This window comes from Lysobacter sp. Root667 (genome assembly GCF_001427715.1).
In the GTDB taxonomy this organism is placed as follows: Bacteria; Pseudomonadota; Gammaproteobacteria; order Xanthomonadales; family Xanthomonadaceae; genus Lysobacter.
Window position 1 is genome coordinate 187,785 of record NZ_LMHF01000011.1, and the last position, 16,384, is coordinate 204,168.

Here is a 16,384-nt window from a genome sequence, read left to right on the forward strand (position 1 = left end):
GCTGCCCGGCGCGAACGCGACCGCCCGTGCGTAACCGGTTCCAGCGGCGTTGCCGTCCACGCGGGAAGTGCCTGGGAGCCCATACGGTGGCGGCCGGTATGCCGCATTGGGTCACCTGGAAGCCGATTTGCGCACAAAGGCTATAATTCCGAGTCTTTGCTCGGACCCGGCGGTCGTCGGCTCCCGGCCGGACGCCGCCGTCCTTCCCCCGCCAGCCCACCCGCGGCACCGCCGCGAGAGCCCGCCATGACCAGCACCGCAGAACTCAGCTCGCCCTCGTCGGCGAACACCTCCCTGACCAACAGTGTCCTCGACCCGGACTACGGCCTCGAGCACAAGTACACCCGCCAGGAAGGCCGCATCTACCTGAGCGGCGTGCAGGCCCTGGTGCGCCTGCCGCTGATGCAGCGGCTGCGCGATCAGGCGGCCGGGCTCAACACCGGCGGCTTCATCTCCGGCTACCGCGGCTCGCCGCTGGGCGGTTTCGATCTGGAGCTGTGGCGCGCGCGCAAGCATCTGGAAGCGGCCGGCGTGAAGTTCACCCCCGGCCTCAACGAGGACCTGGGCGCGACCATGGTCTGGGGCACCCAGCAGACCAATCTGTTCCCGGGCGCCAAGGTCGAAGGCGTCTACGGCATGTGGTACGGCAAGGGCCCGGGCGTGGACCGCACCGGCGACGTGTTCAAGCACGCCAATGCCGCCGGCACCGGCAAGTACGGCGGCGTGCTGGCGCTGGCCGCGGACGACCACGCCTGCCGCTCCTCGACCCTGCCGCACGGCTCGGAAGGCGAGTTCGTCAGCGCGATGATGCCGATCCTGAACCCGGCCGGCGTGCAGGACATCCTCGACATGGGCCTGATCGGCTGGGCGATGTCGCGTTACACCGGCCGCTGGGTCGGCTTCAAGACCATCGCCGAGACGGTCGAGTCCTCGGCCTCGGTCGACGTCAACCCGCTGGCGCAGCAGATCCTCATCCCCGACGACTTCCAGCTGCCGCCGGGCGGCCTCAACATCCGCTGGCCCGATCCGCCGATGGATCAGGAAATGCGCCTGCACCAGTACGCGGTCAAGGCCGCGCAGGCGTTCGCGCGCGCCAACAAGATCGACCGCATGGTCATCGACTCGCCGAACGCGCGCCTGGGCATCATCACCACCGGCAAGAGCTATCTCGACGTGCTGCAGGCGCTGGAGTATCTGGGCCTGGATGCACGCGCCTGCGCCGACCTGGGCATCCGCGTCTACAAGGTCGGCATGACCTGGCCGCTGGAGCCGGTCGGCCTGCGTGGGTTCGCGCGCGGCCTGCAGGACATCCTGGTGGTCGAGGAGAAGCACGCCTTCATCGAAAGCCAGATGAAGGAGTCGATGTACAACTGGGACGGCGGCCAACGCCCGTCGATCGTCGGCAAGTACGACGAGAACGGCGACTGGATCCTGCCCTCCACCGGCGAACTGACCCCGGCGCGCATCGCCGGCGTGATCGCGCGCCGCATCCAGCGCTTCCACGACAGCGAGCACATGCGCGACGTGCTGCGCTGGATGGAAGAGAAGGAATCCGAGCTGGCCCTGCCGCGCGCCGCGTTCCCGCGCGTGCCGCATTACTGCTCGGGCTGCCCGCACAACACCTCGACCGTGGTGCCGGAAGGCTCGCGCGCGCTCGGCGGCATCGGTTGCCATTACATGGTGACCTGGATGGACCGCAGCACCGACACCTTCACCCACATGGGCGGCGAAGGCGTGACCTGGTCGGGCCAGGCGCAGTTCACCGACACCCCGCACGTGTTCCAGAACCTGGGCGACGGCACCTACTTCCACTCCGGTTCGCTGGCGATCCGCCAGTCGGTCGCCACCGGCGTCAACATCACCTACAAGATCCTCTACAACGACGCGGTCGCGATGACCGGCGGCCAGCCCGTCGACGGCACCCTGTCGGTGCCGCAGATCGCGCACCAGGTCCGCAGCGAAGGCGTGCAGACCATCGTGCTGGTGTCCGACGACCTGGCCAAGTGGAGCAAGCGTGAGATCTTCCCGGGCGAGATGGAGTTCTACGACCGCAAGGAACTCGACGAGGTGCAAAAGCGCCTGCGCGAAGTGAAGGGCGTCAGCGTCCTGATCTACGACCAGACCTGCGCCACCGAGAAGCGCCGCCGCCGCAAGCGCGGCAAGATGGTCGACCCGCAGAAGCGGGTGATGGTCAACACCCTGGTCTGCGAAGGCTGCGGCGACTGCGGCAAGAAGTCGTTCTGCGTGTCGGTGCTGCCCAAGGAAACCGAATTCGGCCGCAAGCGCGAGATCGACCAGTCCAACTGCAACAAGGACTACTCCTGCGTCAACGGCTTCTGCCCCAGCTTCGTCACCGTGCACGGCGGCGGCCTGAAGAAGAAGAAAGGCAGCGCCAAGGACCGCCTGGCCGACCTGCCGATGCCGCAGCTGCCGGCGCTGGACCAGCCCTGGAACATCCTGATCACCGGCGTCGGCGGCACCGGCGTGGTCACCATCGGCGCGCTGCTGGGCATGGCCGGGCACCTGGAAGGCAAGGGCGCGTCCGTGCTCGACCAGACCGGCCTGGCCCAGAAGGGCGGCGCGGTCACCACCCACATCCGCATCGCCAGGACCCCGCAGGACATCCACGCCGTGCGCATCGCCGCCGGCGAGGCCGACCTGGTGCTGGGCTGCGACATGGTCGTGGTCAACGATTACTGGGCGCTGTCGAAGGTGCGCGCCGGCCGCAGCGCGGTGGTGCTCAACAGCTACGAAGCGATGCCGGGCACGTTCACCACCCGTCCTGACATGCAGTTCCCGGCGACCGACATCATCGCCGCGGTCAAGGTGGCGCTGGGCGGCCAGGACCCGCACGTGGTCGACGCGACCCAGCTGGCGACCGCGCTGATGGGCGACGCGATCGCGACCAACCTGTTCATCCTGGGCTACGCCTGGCAGCGCGGCCTGGTGCCGATCGCGTTCGATGCGCTGATGCGCGCGGTCGAACTCAACGGCGCCGCGATCGACATGAACAAGACCGCCTTCGCCTGGGGCCGCCTGGCGGTGATCGACCCGGCCGCGGTGGCCGAAGCCGCCGGCCTGGTGCGCAACGCGCCCACCCGCGCCGAGGCCACCCCGGGCGACCTGCCGCATCTGGCGCCGGGCGAGTGGGAAGGCAACGAATGGGGTGCGACCTCGGCCCCGCGCGCGACCCGCAACGAAGACGAACTGCGCCACGTGCCGGCCCAGGCCGACAGCGACAACGTCGCCTTCCTGCCGCTGGACGACCTGCGCCTGTCGCGCTCGCTGGACGAGCTGATCTCGCGCCGCGTCGCCTTCCTCACCGACTACCAGGACGCCGCCTACGCCAAGCGCTACTCGGACTTCGTCGCCCAGGTGCGCGCCGCCGAAGCGGCCAAGGCGCCGGGCTCGACCGATCTGGCCGAGGCGGTCGCGCGCTACTTCTTCAAGCTCATGGCCTACAAGGACGAGTACGAAGTCGCGCGCCTGTACACCAGCGGCGAGTTCCAGCGCCGCCTGCAGCAGCAGTTCGACGGCGACTACACGCTCAAGTTCCACCTCGCCCCGCCGCTGCTGGCCAAGAAAGACGCGCAGGGCCGCCTGATCAAGCAGGAGTTCGGTCCCTGGGTGTTCACCGCGTTCAAGTGGATGGCCAAGCTGCGCAAGCTGCGCGGCGGCAAGCTCGACATCTTCGGCTACACCGAGGAGCGCAAGATGGAGCGCCAGCTGATCGCCGACTACGAACGCACCGTCGGCGACCTGCTGGGCACGCTGGACAACGGCAACGCCGGCCTGGCCGCCGAGATCGCTTCGATTCCGGAGCACATCCGCGGCTACGGCCACGTCAAGGAAGCGCACCTGCACAAGGCCAAGGAGCGCGAGGCGGAGCTGATCAAGCAGTACCGCAATCCGCTGCGGATCGTGCAAGCGGCGTAAGCGGCTTCGGCGGTCGCAGTACCAAGAAAGCCTCGCGGATGCGGGGCTTTCTTTTTTGGCGCGATGGAACCTTGCGACTAAGCCGGGGTTCGATCGCGGCTTACGCCGCTCCCACAGGAGGCGGTGCGTTCATGCGGCGGCGGGTTTGGCGAGGCGGGTCGGGCGCGGTTGCAGTTGGCCGCCGCAGTTGGGGCACACCCCGCCCAGGGGACCTCGCACGCAGTCGGCGCAGAAGGTGCATTCGTAGCTGCAGATCAGCGCGTCGGCGCTGTCGTGCGGCAAGGCCGCGGCGCAGCGTTCGCACTGGGATTTCATTTCGAGCATGCAGGCGGCCTCGGTCGCGGCGGATGCGCGCAGCCTAGCGCGCGAAGGTGGCGACGGCGAGGATCGAATGCGCCGGGTCGCTTTGCCGCGGCGGCTTCGGGGTAGGAGCGGCGTGAGCCGCGACCGCGAAGCTTCGGCCACGGCGCGGTCGCGGCTCACGACGCTCCTACCCAGGGCGGACGCAAGGCGAACCCAAGGCGAATGCGACGCGGCTTGCGGCCGCGGCCTATTTCGGCGCGAGTATCTTCGACAGCCGGTCGGGCGTGCCCGGGATGCGTTCCAGGCGCGGGTACTTGAGGCCGTCGCGGTAGTCGATGCGCACCGTCTTCACCATTTCGCCCTGCTTCACCACCAGCTCGATCGGCTGGCCTTTGTCCTTGGCGGCGGTGATCGCATCCTTCAGGCGTTCGCCCTCGAAGGCGTAGCCGTTGACCGCGAGCAGCGTGGAGCCCGGTGCCAGGCCGGCGTTGAAGGCCGGGCCGTCCCAACGCACCGACGACAAGGTCGAGTCCTTGTTCGACACGATCAGGCCCAGCGACCAGTTCAGGTCGGTAACCTTGCGCACGCCTTCGGTCTGCTTGACGTAGTCGCTGGGCTTGTCGCTGTAGACCAGTTTCCAGCCGCTCGCGGCCAGGCCGTCCAGCGGCGCGGCATTGGCATCCAGGCGTTCGCGCAGGAAGCCGGCCCAGTCGTGCCTGGCGACGCCGTTCAGGGTCGCGACCACGTCGTCGAAGGTGTAGGTCTTGACCGCATAGCTGCCGTCGTCGACGCCGAAGAACGCGGCGGCGAAATCGTCGAGCGAGCGCTTCTCGCCGCTGAGTTCGCGCAGCTTGGCGTCGACCGCGAGCCAGATCAGTTGGCCGGCGGAGTAGTACTCCTCGCTGAGCTGCTGGCTGCGATAAGGCTGCGGCCGGCGCAGGCCGATGATGGGATCGTTGGTGGTGTCCTGGACGTTGCGCCAGGCGAAACCGGGGCGGTCGGTGGTGTAGGCCGCCACCGTCACCGCCAGCACCTCCAGCGCGGTCTGCTCCTTCCACATCCGGGCGCGCGCGGTCAGCACATAACCCCAGTATTGAGTCTGGCCTTCGTAGACCCAGAGCAAGCTGTCCTGCATGGGCACGTTGAAGTTCGGCGTGGCCAGGTCGGCCGGACGCCGGAACTTGCCGTTCCAGGAGTGGGTGTACTCGTGCGCGAGCAGATCGCGGCCGACGACGTTCTTGTCCCAGTCGGTGAAGTACTCCGGGTCCAGACCGTTTTCGCTGGAGCGGTGGTGCTCCAGGCCGATGCCGCCGAGCTGGTCGGACAGCGAGAACAGGAAGTCGTAGTGGTCGTAGTGCTGCGAGCGGAACAAGCGCGTCGCCTGTTCGACCATGCGCCGGTGCGCGGCGATCTGCTCGGGCTTGGCCTCGAGATACTTGGGATCGTCGGCGACTACGTTCAAACGCACCGGCACCTTGGCGCCGGGGGCGAGATCGATCTGCTGGTAGTGGCGGCCGGCGAACAGCGGCGAATCGACCAGCGTGTCGAACGGGACCGGCTTGTAACGCAGGGTGTCGCCCTCGCGCGCATCGACTTCCAGCGCGGTGCCGGACTGCCAGCCCGCGGGCAGCTTCAGCGAAGGCGCGATCCGGATGCGGCCGGCGTCGTGGCCGGCCGGGTACAGCGCGACCGCGTTCCACTGCAGGCTGAGCATGTCCTGGCTCATGACCACGCGGCCCTGGTCGCCGCCGGTCGGCGAGAGGTAATCGAACGCGAGTTCGATGGTGCTCACGCCCTCGGGCACGACCAGCTTGAACGCGTAGACGTCGAGCGGGTCGCGCTTCCAGGCGATGCGTTGGCCGTTGCCGGTGACGACCAGGCCGGCGAGCTTGTTGATCGGGCCGGTCGGCGAATGGTTGCCCGGCAGCCACTGCGGGTAGAGCAGGGTCAGCGGCCCGGGTTGCACCGGGATGCGCTGCCTGGCGTGGAACACGCGATGGGCAAGATCGGTGGCGTCGACCTCCAGCGTCAGCGTGCCCGGATACGCGCTGTCCGGCACCGGCTTGTCGGCCGACGGCGCGGTCTGTGCGGCGGACGACAGGGGCAGCAATGCCGCGATCAGCAGCGGCAGCATGGCGGGCGACGGACGGACGGGCATGGAGACGGCTCCGGCGTAACGAGGACGATCCCGCATCCTACGTGCGCTGGCCGCGCGCTCCCCTCCCATAGGTCACGTTTCGCGGCCGGTCGGCGCGGAATGCCGCCTCCGGCACAGTCGGCAGACCGGCACGGACCGAGGGCCGTGCGAGCAAGGTACGTCGCTCCCATGGAAAGCCTGCAAGGCCACGGCCGGTCGAGCCGGCCACAGCCGTGCGCGCTTACGGGGCGCGCTGGAACTCCAGCACCGCGCCGCCCTGGCGCAGGGTCAGGATCTTGGCCGGGCCGGGCTCGGGCGCGAACTCCAGCACCGCGCCGACCGAGTCGATCGCGAAACGCGTGGGCGAGGTCGCGGCCAGCGCGAACGGCGGCTGGCCGGACATCTGCGCCATCAGCTGCTCGCCCTGCTGGAACACGTTGAGCTCCATCGCCTCGCGCGTATAGCGCCCGACCACGCGTTCGCGCGCGGCCGCGGGCAGCGCGATCGCGACGGTCTCCGCAGGCAGCGGCTCCTGGGTGCGCGGCGAGAAGTCGCCCTCGCCTTCGCCGTTGGGGTAGTAGCGGGTACCGGTCACAGCGCCGCCGGCGTCGCGTTCGAAGCGCAACCGGCTCAGGCCGTCCTCGTACAGGAATTCGTCGGGGCCGATCGCGGTGAGCTGCATGCGCTGGCCGCCGATGCGCTGCGAGATCAGGCGCCCGTCGACGATGCGCATCGCCCGCGCGGTGTTCGCGTCGGAGCGGTACACGCCTTCCAGCGGCCGCAACTGCGCCAGCGTCGGCGCCGTTGCGCCGGGCTCGGGATACGCCTGGCCGATGGCGTAGGCGGCGATCTTGCGCGCGAGCACACTGGGGCTGCGCTTGCCGGGCGCGACGCTGTCGTTGTTCTGCACGATCGCGACCGTCACGTCGCTGCCCGGCACGTACAGCAGAAACGACTGCGATCCGAAGATGCCGCCGCCGTGCGACAGCAGCTCGCCGCCGCGCAGGGTGGTGTGGGCGATACCGTAGCCGTAGCGATCCTTCTGCGCGGCGCCTTCCGGCGCGATCATCCGCGCATAGGTGTCGCTGCGCAGCACCTTGCCTTCATGCAGGGCGCGGTTCCAGCGCAGCAGATCGTCGACGGTGGACACCAGCGCGCCGGCCGCATGCGGCTGGCTCATGCTGGCGTACATCGCCGGCGCCAGCCGGCCGTTGCTGATCGTGTAGCCCTGGACCTGGCCGGGGATCAATGCGTGATCGTCGCCCCAGCGCGTGTGCGCCAGGCCCAGCGGCTGGAACAGCGCCTGCTGCAGGTATTCGTGCCAGGGTTGGCCGCTGGCGGCCTCGATCACCGCGCCCACCAGCACGTAGCCGGAATTGTTGTAGGCCCACTGCGCGCCGGGCGCGAAATCCACCGGCAGGTTTTTGAAGGTGTCGATCAGCTGGGCGGTGCTCAGGTCCATGCGGATCGGCCCGGCCATCACGCCCGGAATGCCGGTGTAGCTCTTCACGCCGGAGGTGTGGTTGAGCAGCTGGCGCACGCTGATGTGCGCGCCGTTGGGATAATCGGGCAGGAACTTCGAGAGCGGATCGTCCAGGCCGACCTTGCCGGCCTCGACCAGCTTGAGCAGGCCGGCGGCGGCGAATTGCTTGGTCACCGAGCCGATCCGGAACACGCCGTCGGGAGTGAGCGGCACGCCCAGCTCGACGCTGGCCTCGCCGCGCGCGCCGCGGAACAGCACCTGGTCGCCGCGCGCCACCAGCAGCGCCGCGCCGGGGCCGTCGGTCGGGTAGTTGTCCTGCAATTGCTGCTGGGCGTAGCGGGCGACCTCGGCCGCGGACGGCGGGGCGGCGGCGGCACAGGGCAGGGACAGGCCGATCAGCGCGAGGGACAGGATCCAATGACGCATGCGGGAAGGCTCCATGACAAGGCGGCGGCCGTGAGTAGGGCGCACTTTCGCCGCGCGTCCCTGCCGTCGCGCCGACCATACCGGGTGCCGATCAGGCACCACCAGTGTCGGAAGATCAGCGCCGCCAGACCAGGCAGCGGTTGTTGGCCGGCATGGGGACGTCGGCGATCAGGCCCAGGCCGATGGCGCGCGCGAGCGCGTCGACGGCCTCGAAATCGCGGATGCCCGAGACCGGGTCGCGCGCTTTCAGCCAGCCGTCGAACTCGCGGTTGCTGTCGCTGGTGTAGTCGCCGCGGTAGTTGAACGGACCGTAGACCACCACGGTCGCGGCATCGGCCAGCACGGTGGCCAGCCCGGCGAACAGCGCCTGCACCTGCGGCCAGCCCATGATGTGCAGGCTGTTGGCGCTGAACGCCGCGCCGTAGCCGCGGATCAGGGCGACCGGATCGGAAGGAATGGGCGGCGGCGGAGCGAAGCCGGGCGCCGGCTCGGTCACCGCGGCCAGTTCGAACGGCGGCGGCGTGTTCGCCAGCGCGGCCTCGTCCAGCCAGGCGCGGATGCCCGGCAGGTATTCGGCGCGATCGGAGCATTGCCAGGTCCAACCCGGCATCGCCGCGGCGAAGTGCACCGCGTGCTGGCCGGTGCCGCTGCCGATTTCGAGCACGCTCGCGCGCGCCGGCAGGTAGTGCCGCAACACGGCCAGGATCGGCTCGCGGTTGCGCTCGCACGAGGGCGAATGCGGCTTGTCGGTCATGCGCCCGGGCCCGCGGCGCGCATCACGCGTGGGCGCCCGCGCGCGCCAGACCGGCGACCAGGCTCAAGGCCACCGCCTCGGCGGTCTTGATGCCGTCCACGCCCGCCGAGAGGATGCCGCCGGCATAGCCCGCGCCTTCGCCGGCCGGGAACAGGCCGCGGGTGTTGAGGCTGTGGCCGTCTTCGCCGCGGGTGATCCGCACCGGCGACGAGGTCCGCGTCTCCACGCCGGTCAGGACCGCATCGTGCAGGGCGAAGCCGCGCAGTTGTTTGTCGAAGGCCGGCAGCGCCTCGCGGATCGCGTCGATCGCATAGCCGGGCAGCGACGCGTCCAGGCTGCCCAGACGCACGCCCGGCGTGTACGAGGGCCGGACTTCGCCCAATTGCGTGGACGCGCGCCCGGCGATGAAGTCGCCGACCAGCTGCGCCGGCGCTTCGTATTCGCCGCCGCCGAGCTCGAACGCCAGCGCCTCCCAATGCCGCTGCAGGGCGATGCCCGCGAGCGGGCCCTGGCCGTACGCGGCGTAGTCCTCCGGGGTGATCCCGCACACGATCGCCGCATTGGCGTTGCGTTCGTTGCGCGAGTACTGGCTCATGCCGTTGGTGACCACGCGCCCGGGCTCGCTCGCCGCGGCGACCACGGTGCCGCCCGGACACATGCAGAAGCTGTAGACCGAGCGGCCGTTGCGGCAGTGGTGGACCAGCTTGTAGTCGGCCGCGCCGAGGATCGGATGCCCGGCCTGCGGACCGAAGCGGGCGCGGTCGATCAGCGATTGCGGATGCTCGACCCGGAAGCCGATCGAGAAGGGCTTGGCTTCGACGAACACGCCGCGCTCGTGCAGCATCGCGAAGGTGTCGCGCGCGCTGTGGCCCAGCGCCATCACCACGTGGTCGGCGCGCAGCTGCTCGCCGCCGGCCAGGGTCACGCCGCGCACCTGGCGCACCCCGGCCGCGTCGGTCTCGACCAGCAGGTCGTCGACCCGGTGCGAGAAGCGGATTTCGCCGCCCAGCGATTCGATGGTCGCGCGCATGTGCTCGACCATCGACACCAGCCGGAAGGTGCCGATGTGCGGCTTGCTGACGTAGAGGATTTCCTCGGGCGCGCCGGCCGCGACGAATTCGGTCAACACCTTGCGGCCGTGATGCTGCCTGTCGCTGATCTGGCTGTAGAGCTTGCCGTCGGAGAACGTGCCGGCGCCGCCTTCGCCGAACTGCACGTTCGACTCCGGGTTGAGCACTTTCTTGCGCCACAAGCCGAAGGTGTCGACGGTGCGTTCGCGCACGGCCTTGCCGCGCTCCAGCACGATCGGGCGGAAGCCCATCTGCGCCAGCACCAGCGCGGCGAACAGGCCGCAGGGGCCCATGCCGATCACCAGCGGCCGCAGCGGCAGCTGCGCCGGTGCGCGCGCGACGAACTTGTAAGCGGTGTCCGGGGTCGGGCCGAGCTTGACCGGCGTCGCCGCGGCCGGCGCGGTCGCGGCGCGCCGCAGCAGTTCGGCCTCGCGCGGGGTGTCGACGTCGACCGAGTAGATCAGGGTGATGCCGCCGCGCTTGCGCGCGTCGTAGCTGCGTTTGGCGACGGTGTAGCCGGTCAGTTCGTCGGCGCCGATGCCCAGGCGGGCCAGGATCGCCTCGCCCAGCGCGGACTCGGCATGGTCCAGCGGCAGCTTGATGTCGGTGAGTCGGAGCATGGGCCAGGGCCTGAACGGTGGCGCATTTTAGCGGGTCGCGCGTGCGGGCCGCGGCTTGGCCGCAGCGGACGCAGGCCGATGCCCGCGTATCGGCTGGCTGAACGTCTCACAGGCTGAGACGGGCTGCGGGTCCACTGGCGGCTGTCCGATCCGGAATCCGGCCATGCCCAGCGCCCTCGCCCTCGCCCACGACGCAGACCCTTCGCACCCGCTCGCGCGCCAGCGCGGCGACCGCATGCCGGCGAACGGCGAGGCCCTGGGCGATGCCCTGATGCGGCGCTACGCCGACCGGATCACCGGCAGCTTCACGATCCCGGGCCGCGCGGGCACGTACGCGCCGATCCCGGACGAAGTGCCGGCCGCGTTGAAGGCGGCCCTGCGCGCGCGCGGGATCGAGCAGCTCTACAGCCACCAGGCCGAGGCCTGGGCCGCGAGCCAGGCCGGCGAACACGTCGCCGTGGTCACCCCGACCGCCTCGGGCAAGTCGCTGTGCTACACCCTGCCGGTCGTGGCCGCGGCCATGGCCCAGGGCAGCAAGGCGCTGTACCTGTTTCCGACCAAGGCGCTGGCCCAGGACCAGGTCGCCGAACTGCTGGAGCTCAACCGCGCCGGCGAGCTCGGGGTCAAGGCCTTCACCTTCGACGGCGACACCCCCGGCGACGCGCGCCAGGCGATCCGCCTGCACGGCGACATCGTGGTCTCCAACCCGGACATGCTGCACCAGGCGATCCTGCCGCATCACACCAAGTGGGCGCAGTTCTTCGAGAACCTGCGCTACGTGGTCATCGACGAGATCCACACCTACCGCGGCGTGTTCGGCAGCCATGTCGCCAACGTGCTGCGCCGGCTGCAGCGGGTGTGCGCGTTCTACGGCGCGAGGCCGCAGTTCATCCTGTGCTCGGCGACCATCGGCAACCCGCAGGCGCATGCGCAGGCGCTGATCGAGGCGCCGGTGCGGGCGATCGTCGAGTCCGGCGCGCCGGTCGGCGACAAGCACGTGCTGCTGTGGAACCCGCCGGTGGTCAACGCCGACCTCGGCCTGCGCGCCTCGGCGCGCTCGCAGAGCAACCGCATCGCCCGCATCGCGATCAAGTCCGGGCTCAAGACCCTGGTGTTCGCGCAGACCCGGCTGATGGTCGAGGTGCTGACCAAGTACCTCAAGGACGTCTTCGACCACGACCCGCGCAAGCCGGCGCGGATCCGCGCCTACCGCGGCGGCTACCTGCCCAGCGAACGCCGCGAGGCCGAGCGGGCGATGCGCGACGGCCGCATCGACGGCATCGTTTCGACCTCGGCGCTGGAACTGGGCGTGGACATCGGCAGCCTGGACGCGGTGGTGCTCAACGGCTATCCGGGCTCGGTCGCCGTGACCTGGCAGCGCTTCGGCCGCGCCGGCCGCCGCCAGCGTCCGTCGCTGGGCGTGCTGGTCGCCAGCTCGCAGCCGCTGGACCAGTACGTGGTGCGGCACCCGGAGTTCTTCGCCGACAGCCCGCCCGAGCACGCGCGGATCGCGCCGGACCAGCCGCTGATCCTGTTCGACCACATCCGCTGCGCGTCCTTCGAGCTGCCGTTCCAGGTCGGCGAGGCCTACGGCCCGATCGACCCGCAGGTCTACCTGGAAGCGCTGGCCGAGACCGAGGTGCTGCACCGCGAGGGCGAGCGCTGGGAGTGGATCGCCGACAGCTACCCGGCCAACGCGGTCAGCCTGCGCTCGGTCGCCGACGGCAACTTCGTCGTGGTCGACCGCAGCGACGGCCGCCAGACCATCATCGCCGAGGTCGATTACTCGGCCGCGGCGCTGACCTTGTACGAAGGCGCGATCCACATGATCCAGTCGACGCCCTACCAGGTGGAGAAGCTGGACTGGGACGGCCGCAAGGCCTACGTCACCCGCACCCACGTCGACTACTACACCGACTCGATCGACTACACCAAGCTCAAGGTCCTGGAGCGCTTCGACGGCGGCGCGGCCGGCCTGGGCGACAGCCACCACGGCGAGGTCCACGTGGTCCGGCGCGTGGCCGGCTACAAGAAGATCCGCTACTACACCCACGAGAACATCGGCTACGGCCCGGTCAACCTGCCCGACCAGGAACTGCACACCACCGCGGTGTGGTGGCAGCTGCCGCAGGCTGTGCTGCGTTCGGCCTTCGCCTCGCGCCAGGACGCGCTGGACGGTTTCCTCGGCGCCGGCCACGCCCTGCACGTGGTCGCCACGGTGGCGGTGATGGCCGACGCGCGCGATCTGCAGAAATCGGTGGGCAACGGCGACGGCGCCTGGTTCGCGAGCAGCGACCGCAACGGCCGCGGCCAGCTGCGCGGCGTCGAGGGCGGCGAGGTCGTGCTGGGCGAGGTGCAGCAGTTCGTGCCCACGGTCTATCTGTACGACAACTTCCCCGGCGGCGTGGGCTTGAGCGAGCCGCTGTGGACGCGCCAGGCCGAACTGCTGGCGCGCGCATCCGAACTGGTCGAGCGCTGCGACTGCCGCGCCGGCTGCCCGGCCTGCGTCGGCCCGGCCCTGGCCGCCGACGAACACGAGGGCGCGACCACGCCGAAATCGCTGGCGCAGCGGGTCCTGGCGCTGCTGCGCGAGGACGTCGCGGCATGAGCGTCAGCGCCGACAAGCTGCGCATGCTGCAACGCCAGGCGCGCGGCGCGGCGCCGCCGCCGCCCGTACCGATGCCCGCACCGGCAGCGCCGCCGGACGCGCAGCACAGCCTGGAGCAACTGCGCCGCCTGCTCGGCGTGCGCGAACGCGCACCGGCTGCGTGGGCGCCGCCGCGCGCGCCGCTGGACCGCGACCTTCCCGGCGAGGAGATCGCGCCCGGCCTGCGCCTGATCCAGGACCACCTGCCCTGCGAACTTCCGGCCCAGGCGCTGTCGCTGGCCTTCGCCAAACGGCCGCAGGACTGCGTCGATCCGCAGCGGCTGCTGTTCTTCGACACCGAGACCACCGGCCTGGCCGGCGGCACCGGCACCCGCGCCTTCATGGTCGGCGCCGCGGACTGGCACCGCGACCCGCAGCGCGGCGACGGCCTGCGCGTGCGCCAGCTGCTGATCACCACGCTGTCGGCCGAGGCGGCGATGCTGCGCGCGTTCGCCGACTGGCTGCAGCCCGACACCGTGCTGTCCAGCTACAACGGCCGCTGCTACGACGCGCCGCTGCTGAAGACGCGCTACCGGCTGGCCCGGCTCGAAGACCCGCTGATCGAACTCGACCACGTCGACCTGCTGTTTCCGACCCGGCGCCGTTACCGCGGGCGCTGGGAGAACTGCCGCCTGGCGACGATCGAGCGCGAGCTGCTGCGGATCGTGCGCGAAGACGACCTGCCTGGCTCGCAGGCACCGGCCGCGTGGCTGCAGTACCTGCGCGGCGGCAGCGCCGGCCTGCTGCGCCGCGTCGCCGCCCACAATCATCAGGACGTGGTGACCCTGGCGCGGCTGCTGCAGGGCCTGGTCGACGCCGAAGCGCAGTCGCCGCACTAGCGCGGCGCCTTCATGCGCCGCACACGGCGCGCGCCGCAGGCTGCGCGCATCTCACTCAATGGAGCCGTGCCATGTCGCGCTTCGTCCTGCCCATCCTTGTCCTGCTGTCGATGGCCGCCTGCGCCACCACACCGCCGCCGCCCGGCTCCGCGACCGTCCCTAGCGGCCAATGCAACGCCGAAGGCGCGCGCTGGGCGATCGGCCGCGGCATCGACGACGACACCACCAACCGCATCCTGCGCGACACCGGCAGCCGCGACGCGCGCGTGCTCAAGCCCGGCTCGGCCGCGACCATGGACTACCGCGCCGACCGCATCAATATCGATCTCAACGACCGCGGCGCGATCACCGGCCTGCGCTGCGGCTGACGCGCAGCGACCCGCGCGCGCCGCGGCACGGCGCGCGCTTGTTCGAAACGACGGCCAGTGGCCCCGGGTTAATCTGCGGCACAGCCACGCGCGAGCACCCTGACCGCGCCCACCACCCGGAGCCCCGCCATGACCTCTTCCCGTATCGCGCTCGCCTCCTGCGCCCTCGCCGTGGTCGCCCTGACCGCTTGCACCAGCCAGGCCAACCCGCCGCAGATGTCGCGCCCCTTGCCGCCGGAAGTGATGACCTGCAACGCCGACGCCGCCAAGTCCGCCGCGCTGGGCAAGACCGCGAGCGCGGACGTGGTCGAGCGCGCGCGCAGCGAAGCCGGCGCCAAGAGCGCACGCGTGCTCAAGCCGGGCCAGATGGTGACCATGGAGTTCCAGGAAAGCCGGCTCAATATCGACGTCGACGACAAGAACGTCATCACCAACCTGCGCTGCGGCTGAGCCCGCGCGCCGGCGCCGGCGCGCGCTAGACTCGGCGACGACCCCCAACGGAGTTCCGCATGCGTCGCGCGCCCTGGCTGATCGCCGCCGTCGTCCTGCTCGGCCTGTGGCTGTGGTCGCAACGAACGGCGCAGGCGCCTGTCGCGCAGGCGCCCGGCGCCTCATCGCATTCCGCGCCGGAACCCGGCGCGTCGGCGCAGGCGCAACGCGCGCCCGACACCGGCTACCCCGCTTTCCTGCCGGTCGAGGCCCACGCGGTGCTGGACCGGATCGCGCGCGGCGGCCCTTACGAGCATCGCCAGGACGGCGGCACCTTCCAGAACCGCGAACGCCGCCTGCCCAGCCGGCCGCGCGGCTACTACCGCGAGTACACGGTCGAGACCCCGGGCTCGAACGATCGCGGCGCACGCCGCATCGTCACCGGCGGCGATCCGCCCAGCGAGTACTACTACAGCGACGATCACTACCGCAGCTTCCGCCGCTTCGATCCGCAGGGAGCGTCGCGATGAACGCGCTCGAACTGCGCGCCCTGCTCGCCGACCCGGCCCAGGCCGGCGCCTACTTCGTCGATGCCCGCGACACCGAGGCCATGGCCGAGGCCGGCGCCGCCCTGGAATTCGCGGTCGCGCGCATCGACCTCGACGGCTGCGCCGACAAGGCCGAGCTGCTCAGGCGCATGGCCGCGGCGCTGAGCTTCCCCGACTGGTTCGGCCACAACTGGGATGCGCTGGCCGATTCGCTCGAAGACCTGTCCTGGCTGCCGGCGGCCGGTTATCTGCTGCTGCTCGAACGCGCCCAGGACTGGCAGGCCCAGGCCGGCGACGACGCGGCGGCCTTGCTCGACATACTCAACGAAGCCTCGGCGCAATGGGCCGAGGCGCGCAAACCGTTCTGGGCCCTGTTCCCGATGCCGAGCGATCGCTTGGACGCGATCGCGCCCTGAACGCAGGGCCGATCGGGACGTTCGATGGTGCGGTTGCCGGCGCACCCCCGGCCGGAACGTGATCCGTAGGCCGCGGTAAGCCGAAGGCGCACCGCACCGACGCCATCGGCCGTACCGCACGACGCTCGCCGCGCGCGCACCGGGTTCAACGGCGCTCGTCGTCCTTGTCCTTGCCCTTCAGGTCGATCTTGTCTTCCTTGTCGCCCCAGCGCGCTTCCTGCTTGCGCTCGCACCACGACGGCACCGGCTCGCCGGGGCGGTCGGGCTGGCTGGCGCATTCCGGGCGGGCGTCGACGGCGGCGTTGGTGTCGAGGTAATCGGGCGTACTGGCGCAGGCGCCCAGCAACAGCAGCGGCGCGAGCAGGCAAAGACGCAGGGACATGACGGGCTCCGTGGCGGACGAAAGCC

General features: G+C 70.5%; 12 protein-coding genes and 1 pseudogene. 7 read left to right on the forward strand and 6 right to left on the reverse strand.

Annotated elements, in window-relative coordinates; translation table 11 throughout:
• Positions 1–246: 246 nt before the first annotated feature.
• Positions 247–3,936, forward strand: coding sequence for an indolepyruvate ferredoxin oxidoreductase family protein (locus ASD78_RS10970; protein WP_056101285.1), 3,690 nt, complete (start codon positions 247–249; stop codon positions 3,934–3,936).
• 129 nt (positions 3,937–4,065) lie between these two features.
• Here ASD78_RS10970 and ASD78_RS10975 read toward each other — a convergent pair whose 3' ends face one another.
• The 5 genes from ASD78_RS10975 to ASD78_RS10995 all read right to left on the reverse strand — a co-directional run bounded on the left by ASD78_RS10975 (position 4,066) and on the right by ASD78_RS10995 (position 10,729).
• On the reverse strand, positions 4,066–4,251 hold the full coding sequence (locus ASD78_RS10975; RefSeq protein WP_200944165.1) for a DUF1272 domain-containing protein: 186 nt from the start codon (positions 4,249–4,251) through the stop codon (positions 4,066–4,068).
• Positions 4,252–4,486: 235 nt separating this feature from the next.
• The gene (locus tag ASD78_RS10980) at positions 4,487–6,397 is read right to left on the reverse strand and encodes a M61 family metallopeptidase (RefSeq protein ID WP_082575560.1); all 1,911 of its coding nucleotides are present in this window, start codon (positions 6,395–6,397) and stop codon (positions 4,487–4,489) included.
• A 220-nt stretch (positions 6,398–6,617) separates the two neighbouring features.
• The gene (locus tag ASD78_RS10985; protein ID WP_055905368.1) at positions 6,618–8,285 is read right to left on the reverse strand and encodes a serine hydrolase domain-containing protein; all 1,668 of its coding nucleotides are present in this window, start codon (positions 8,283–8,285) and stop codon (positions 6,618–6,620) included.
• Between the two features lie 115 nt (positions 8,286–8,400).
• Positions 8,401–9,039 carry a DUF938 domain-containing protein gene (locus ASD78_RS10990; RefSeq protein ID WP_056101291.1) on the reverse strand — a complete coding sequence of 213 codons (639 nt, stop codon included), beginning with the start codon at positions 9,037–9,039 and terminating at the stop codon, positions 8,401–8,403.
• Between the two features lie 22 nt (positions 9,040–9,061).
• On the reverse strand, positions 9,062–10,729 hold the full coding sequence (locus tag ASD78_RS10995) for an NAD(P)/FAD-dependent oxidoreductase (protein ID WP_056101294.1): 1,668 nt from the start codon (positions 10,727–10,729) through the stop codon (positions 9,062–9,064).
• A 235-nt stretch (positions 10,730–10,964) separates the two neighbouring features.
• Here ASD78_RS10995 and ASD78_RS11000 point away from each other — a divergent pair, with 235 nt between their 5' ends.
• The 6 genes and pseudogenes from ASD78_RS11000 to ASD78_RS11025 all read left to right on the forward strand — a co-directional run bounded on the left by ASD78_RS11000 (position 10,965) and on the right by ASD78_RS11025 (position 15,976).
• Positions 10,965–13,337, forward strand: a complete 2,373-nt coding sequence (locus ASD78_RS11000; RefSeq protein ID WP_156087718.1) for a DEAD/DEAH box helicase — start codon at positions 10,965–10,967, stop codon at positions 13,335–13,337.
• Between the two features lie 119 nt (positions 13,338–13,456).
• Positions 13,457–14,215 (forward strand): annotated as a pseudogene (locus ASD78_RS11005) (ribonuclease H-like domain-containing protein); the annotation flags it as partial.
• Between the two features lie 71 nt (positions 14,216–14,286).
• Entirely contained in the window at positions 14,287–14,583 is a 297-nt protein-coding gene (locus ASD78_RS11010) for an I78 family peptidase inhibitor (protein WP_056101300.1), read from the forward strand.
• A gap of 129 nt (positions 14,584–14,712) precedes the next feature.
• Positions 14,713–15,033, forward strand: a complete 321-nt coding sequence (locus ASD78_RS11015; RefSeq protein WP_056101303.1) for an I78 family peptidase inhibitor — start codon at positions 14,713–14,715, stop codon at positions 15,031–15,033.
• 59 nt (positions 15,034–15,092) lie between these two features.
• Positions 15,093–15,542, forward strand: a complete 450-nt coding sequence (locus ASD78_RS11020) for a ribonuclease domain-containing protein (protein WP_056101306.1) — start codon at positions 15,093–15,095, stop codon at positions 15,540–15,542.
• Positions 15,539–15,976, forward strand: coding sequence for a barstar family protein (locus ASD78_RS11025; RefSeq protein ID WP_055905388.1), 438 nt, complete (start codon positions 15,539–15,541; stop codon positions 15,974–15,976). The genes ASD78_RS11020 and ASD78_RS11025 overlap by 4 nt, the downstream gene beginning before the upstream one ends.
• Positions 15,977–16,121: 145 nt before the next feature.
• Here the strand turns inward: ASD78_RS11025 and ASD78_RS11030 are convergent, their stop codons facing one another.
• Positions 16,122–16,358 carry a hypothetical protein gene (locus ASD78_RS11030; RefSeq protein WP_055905391.1) on the reverse strand — a complete coding sequence of 79 codons (237 nt, stop codon included), beginning with the start codon at positions 16,356–16,358 and terminating at the stop codon, positions 16,122–16,124.
• Between the last annotated feature and the right edge of the window lie 26 nt (positions 16,359–16,384).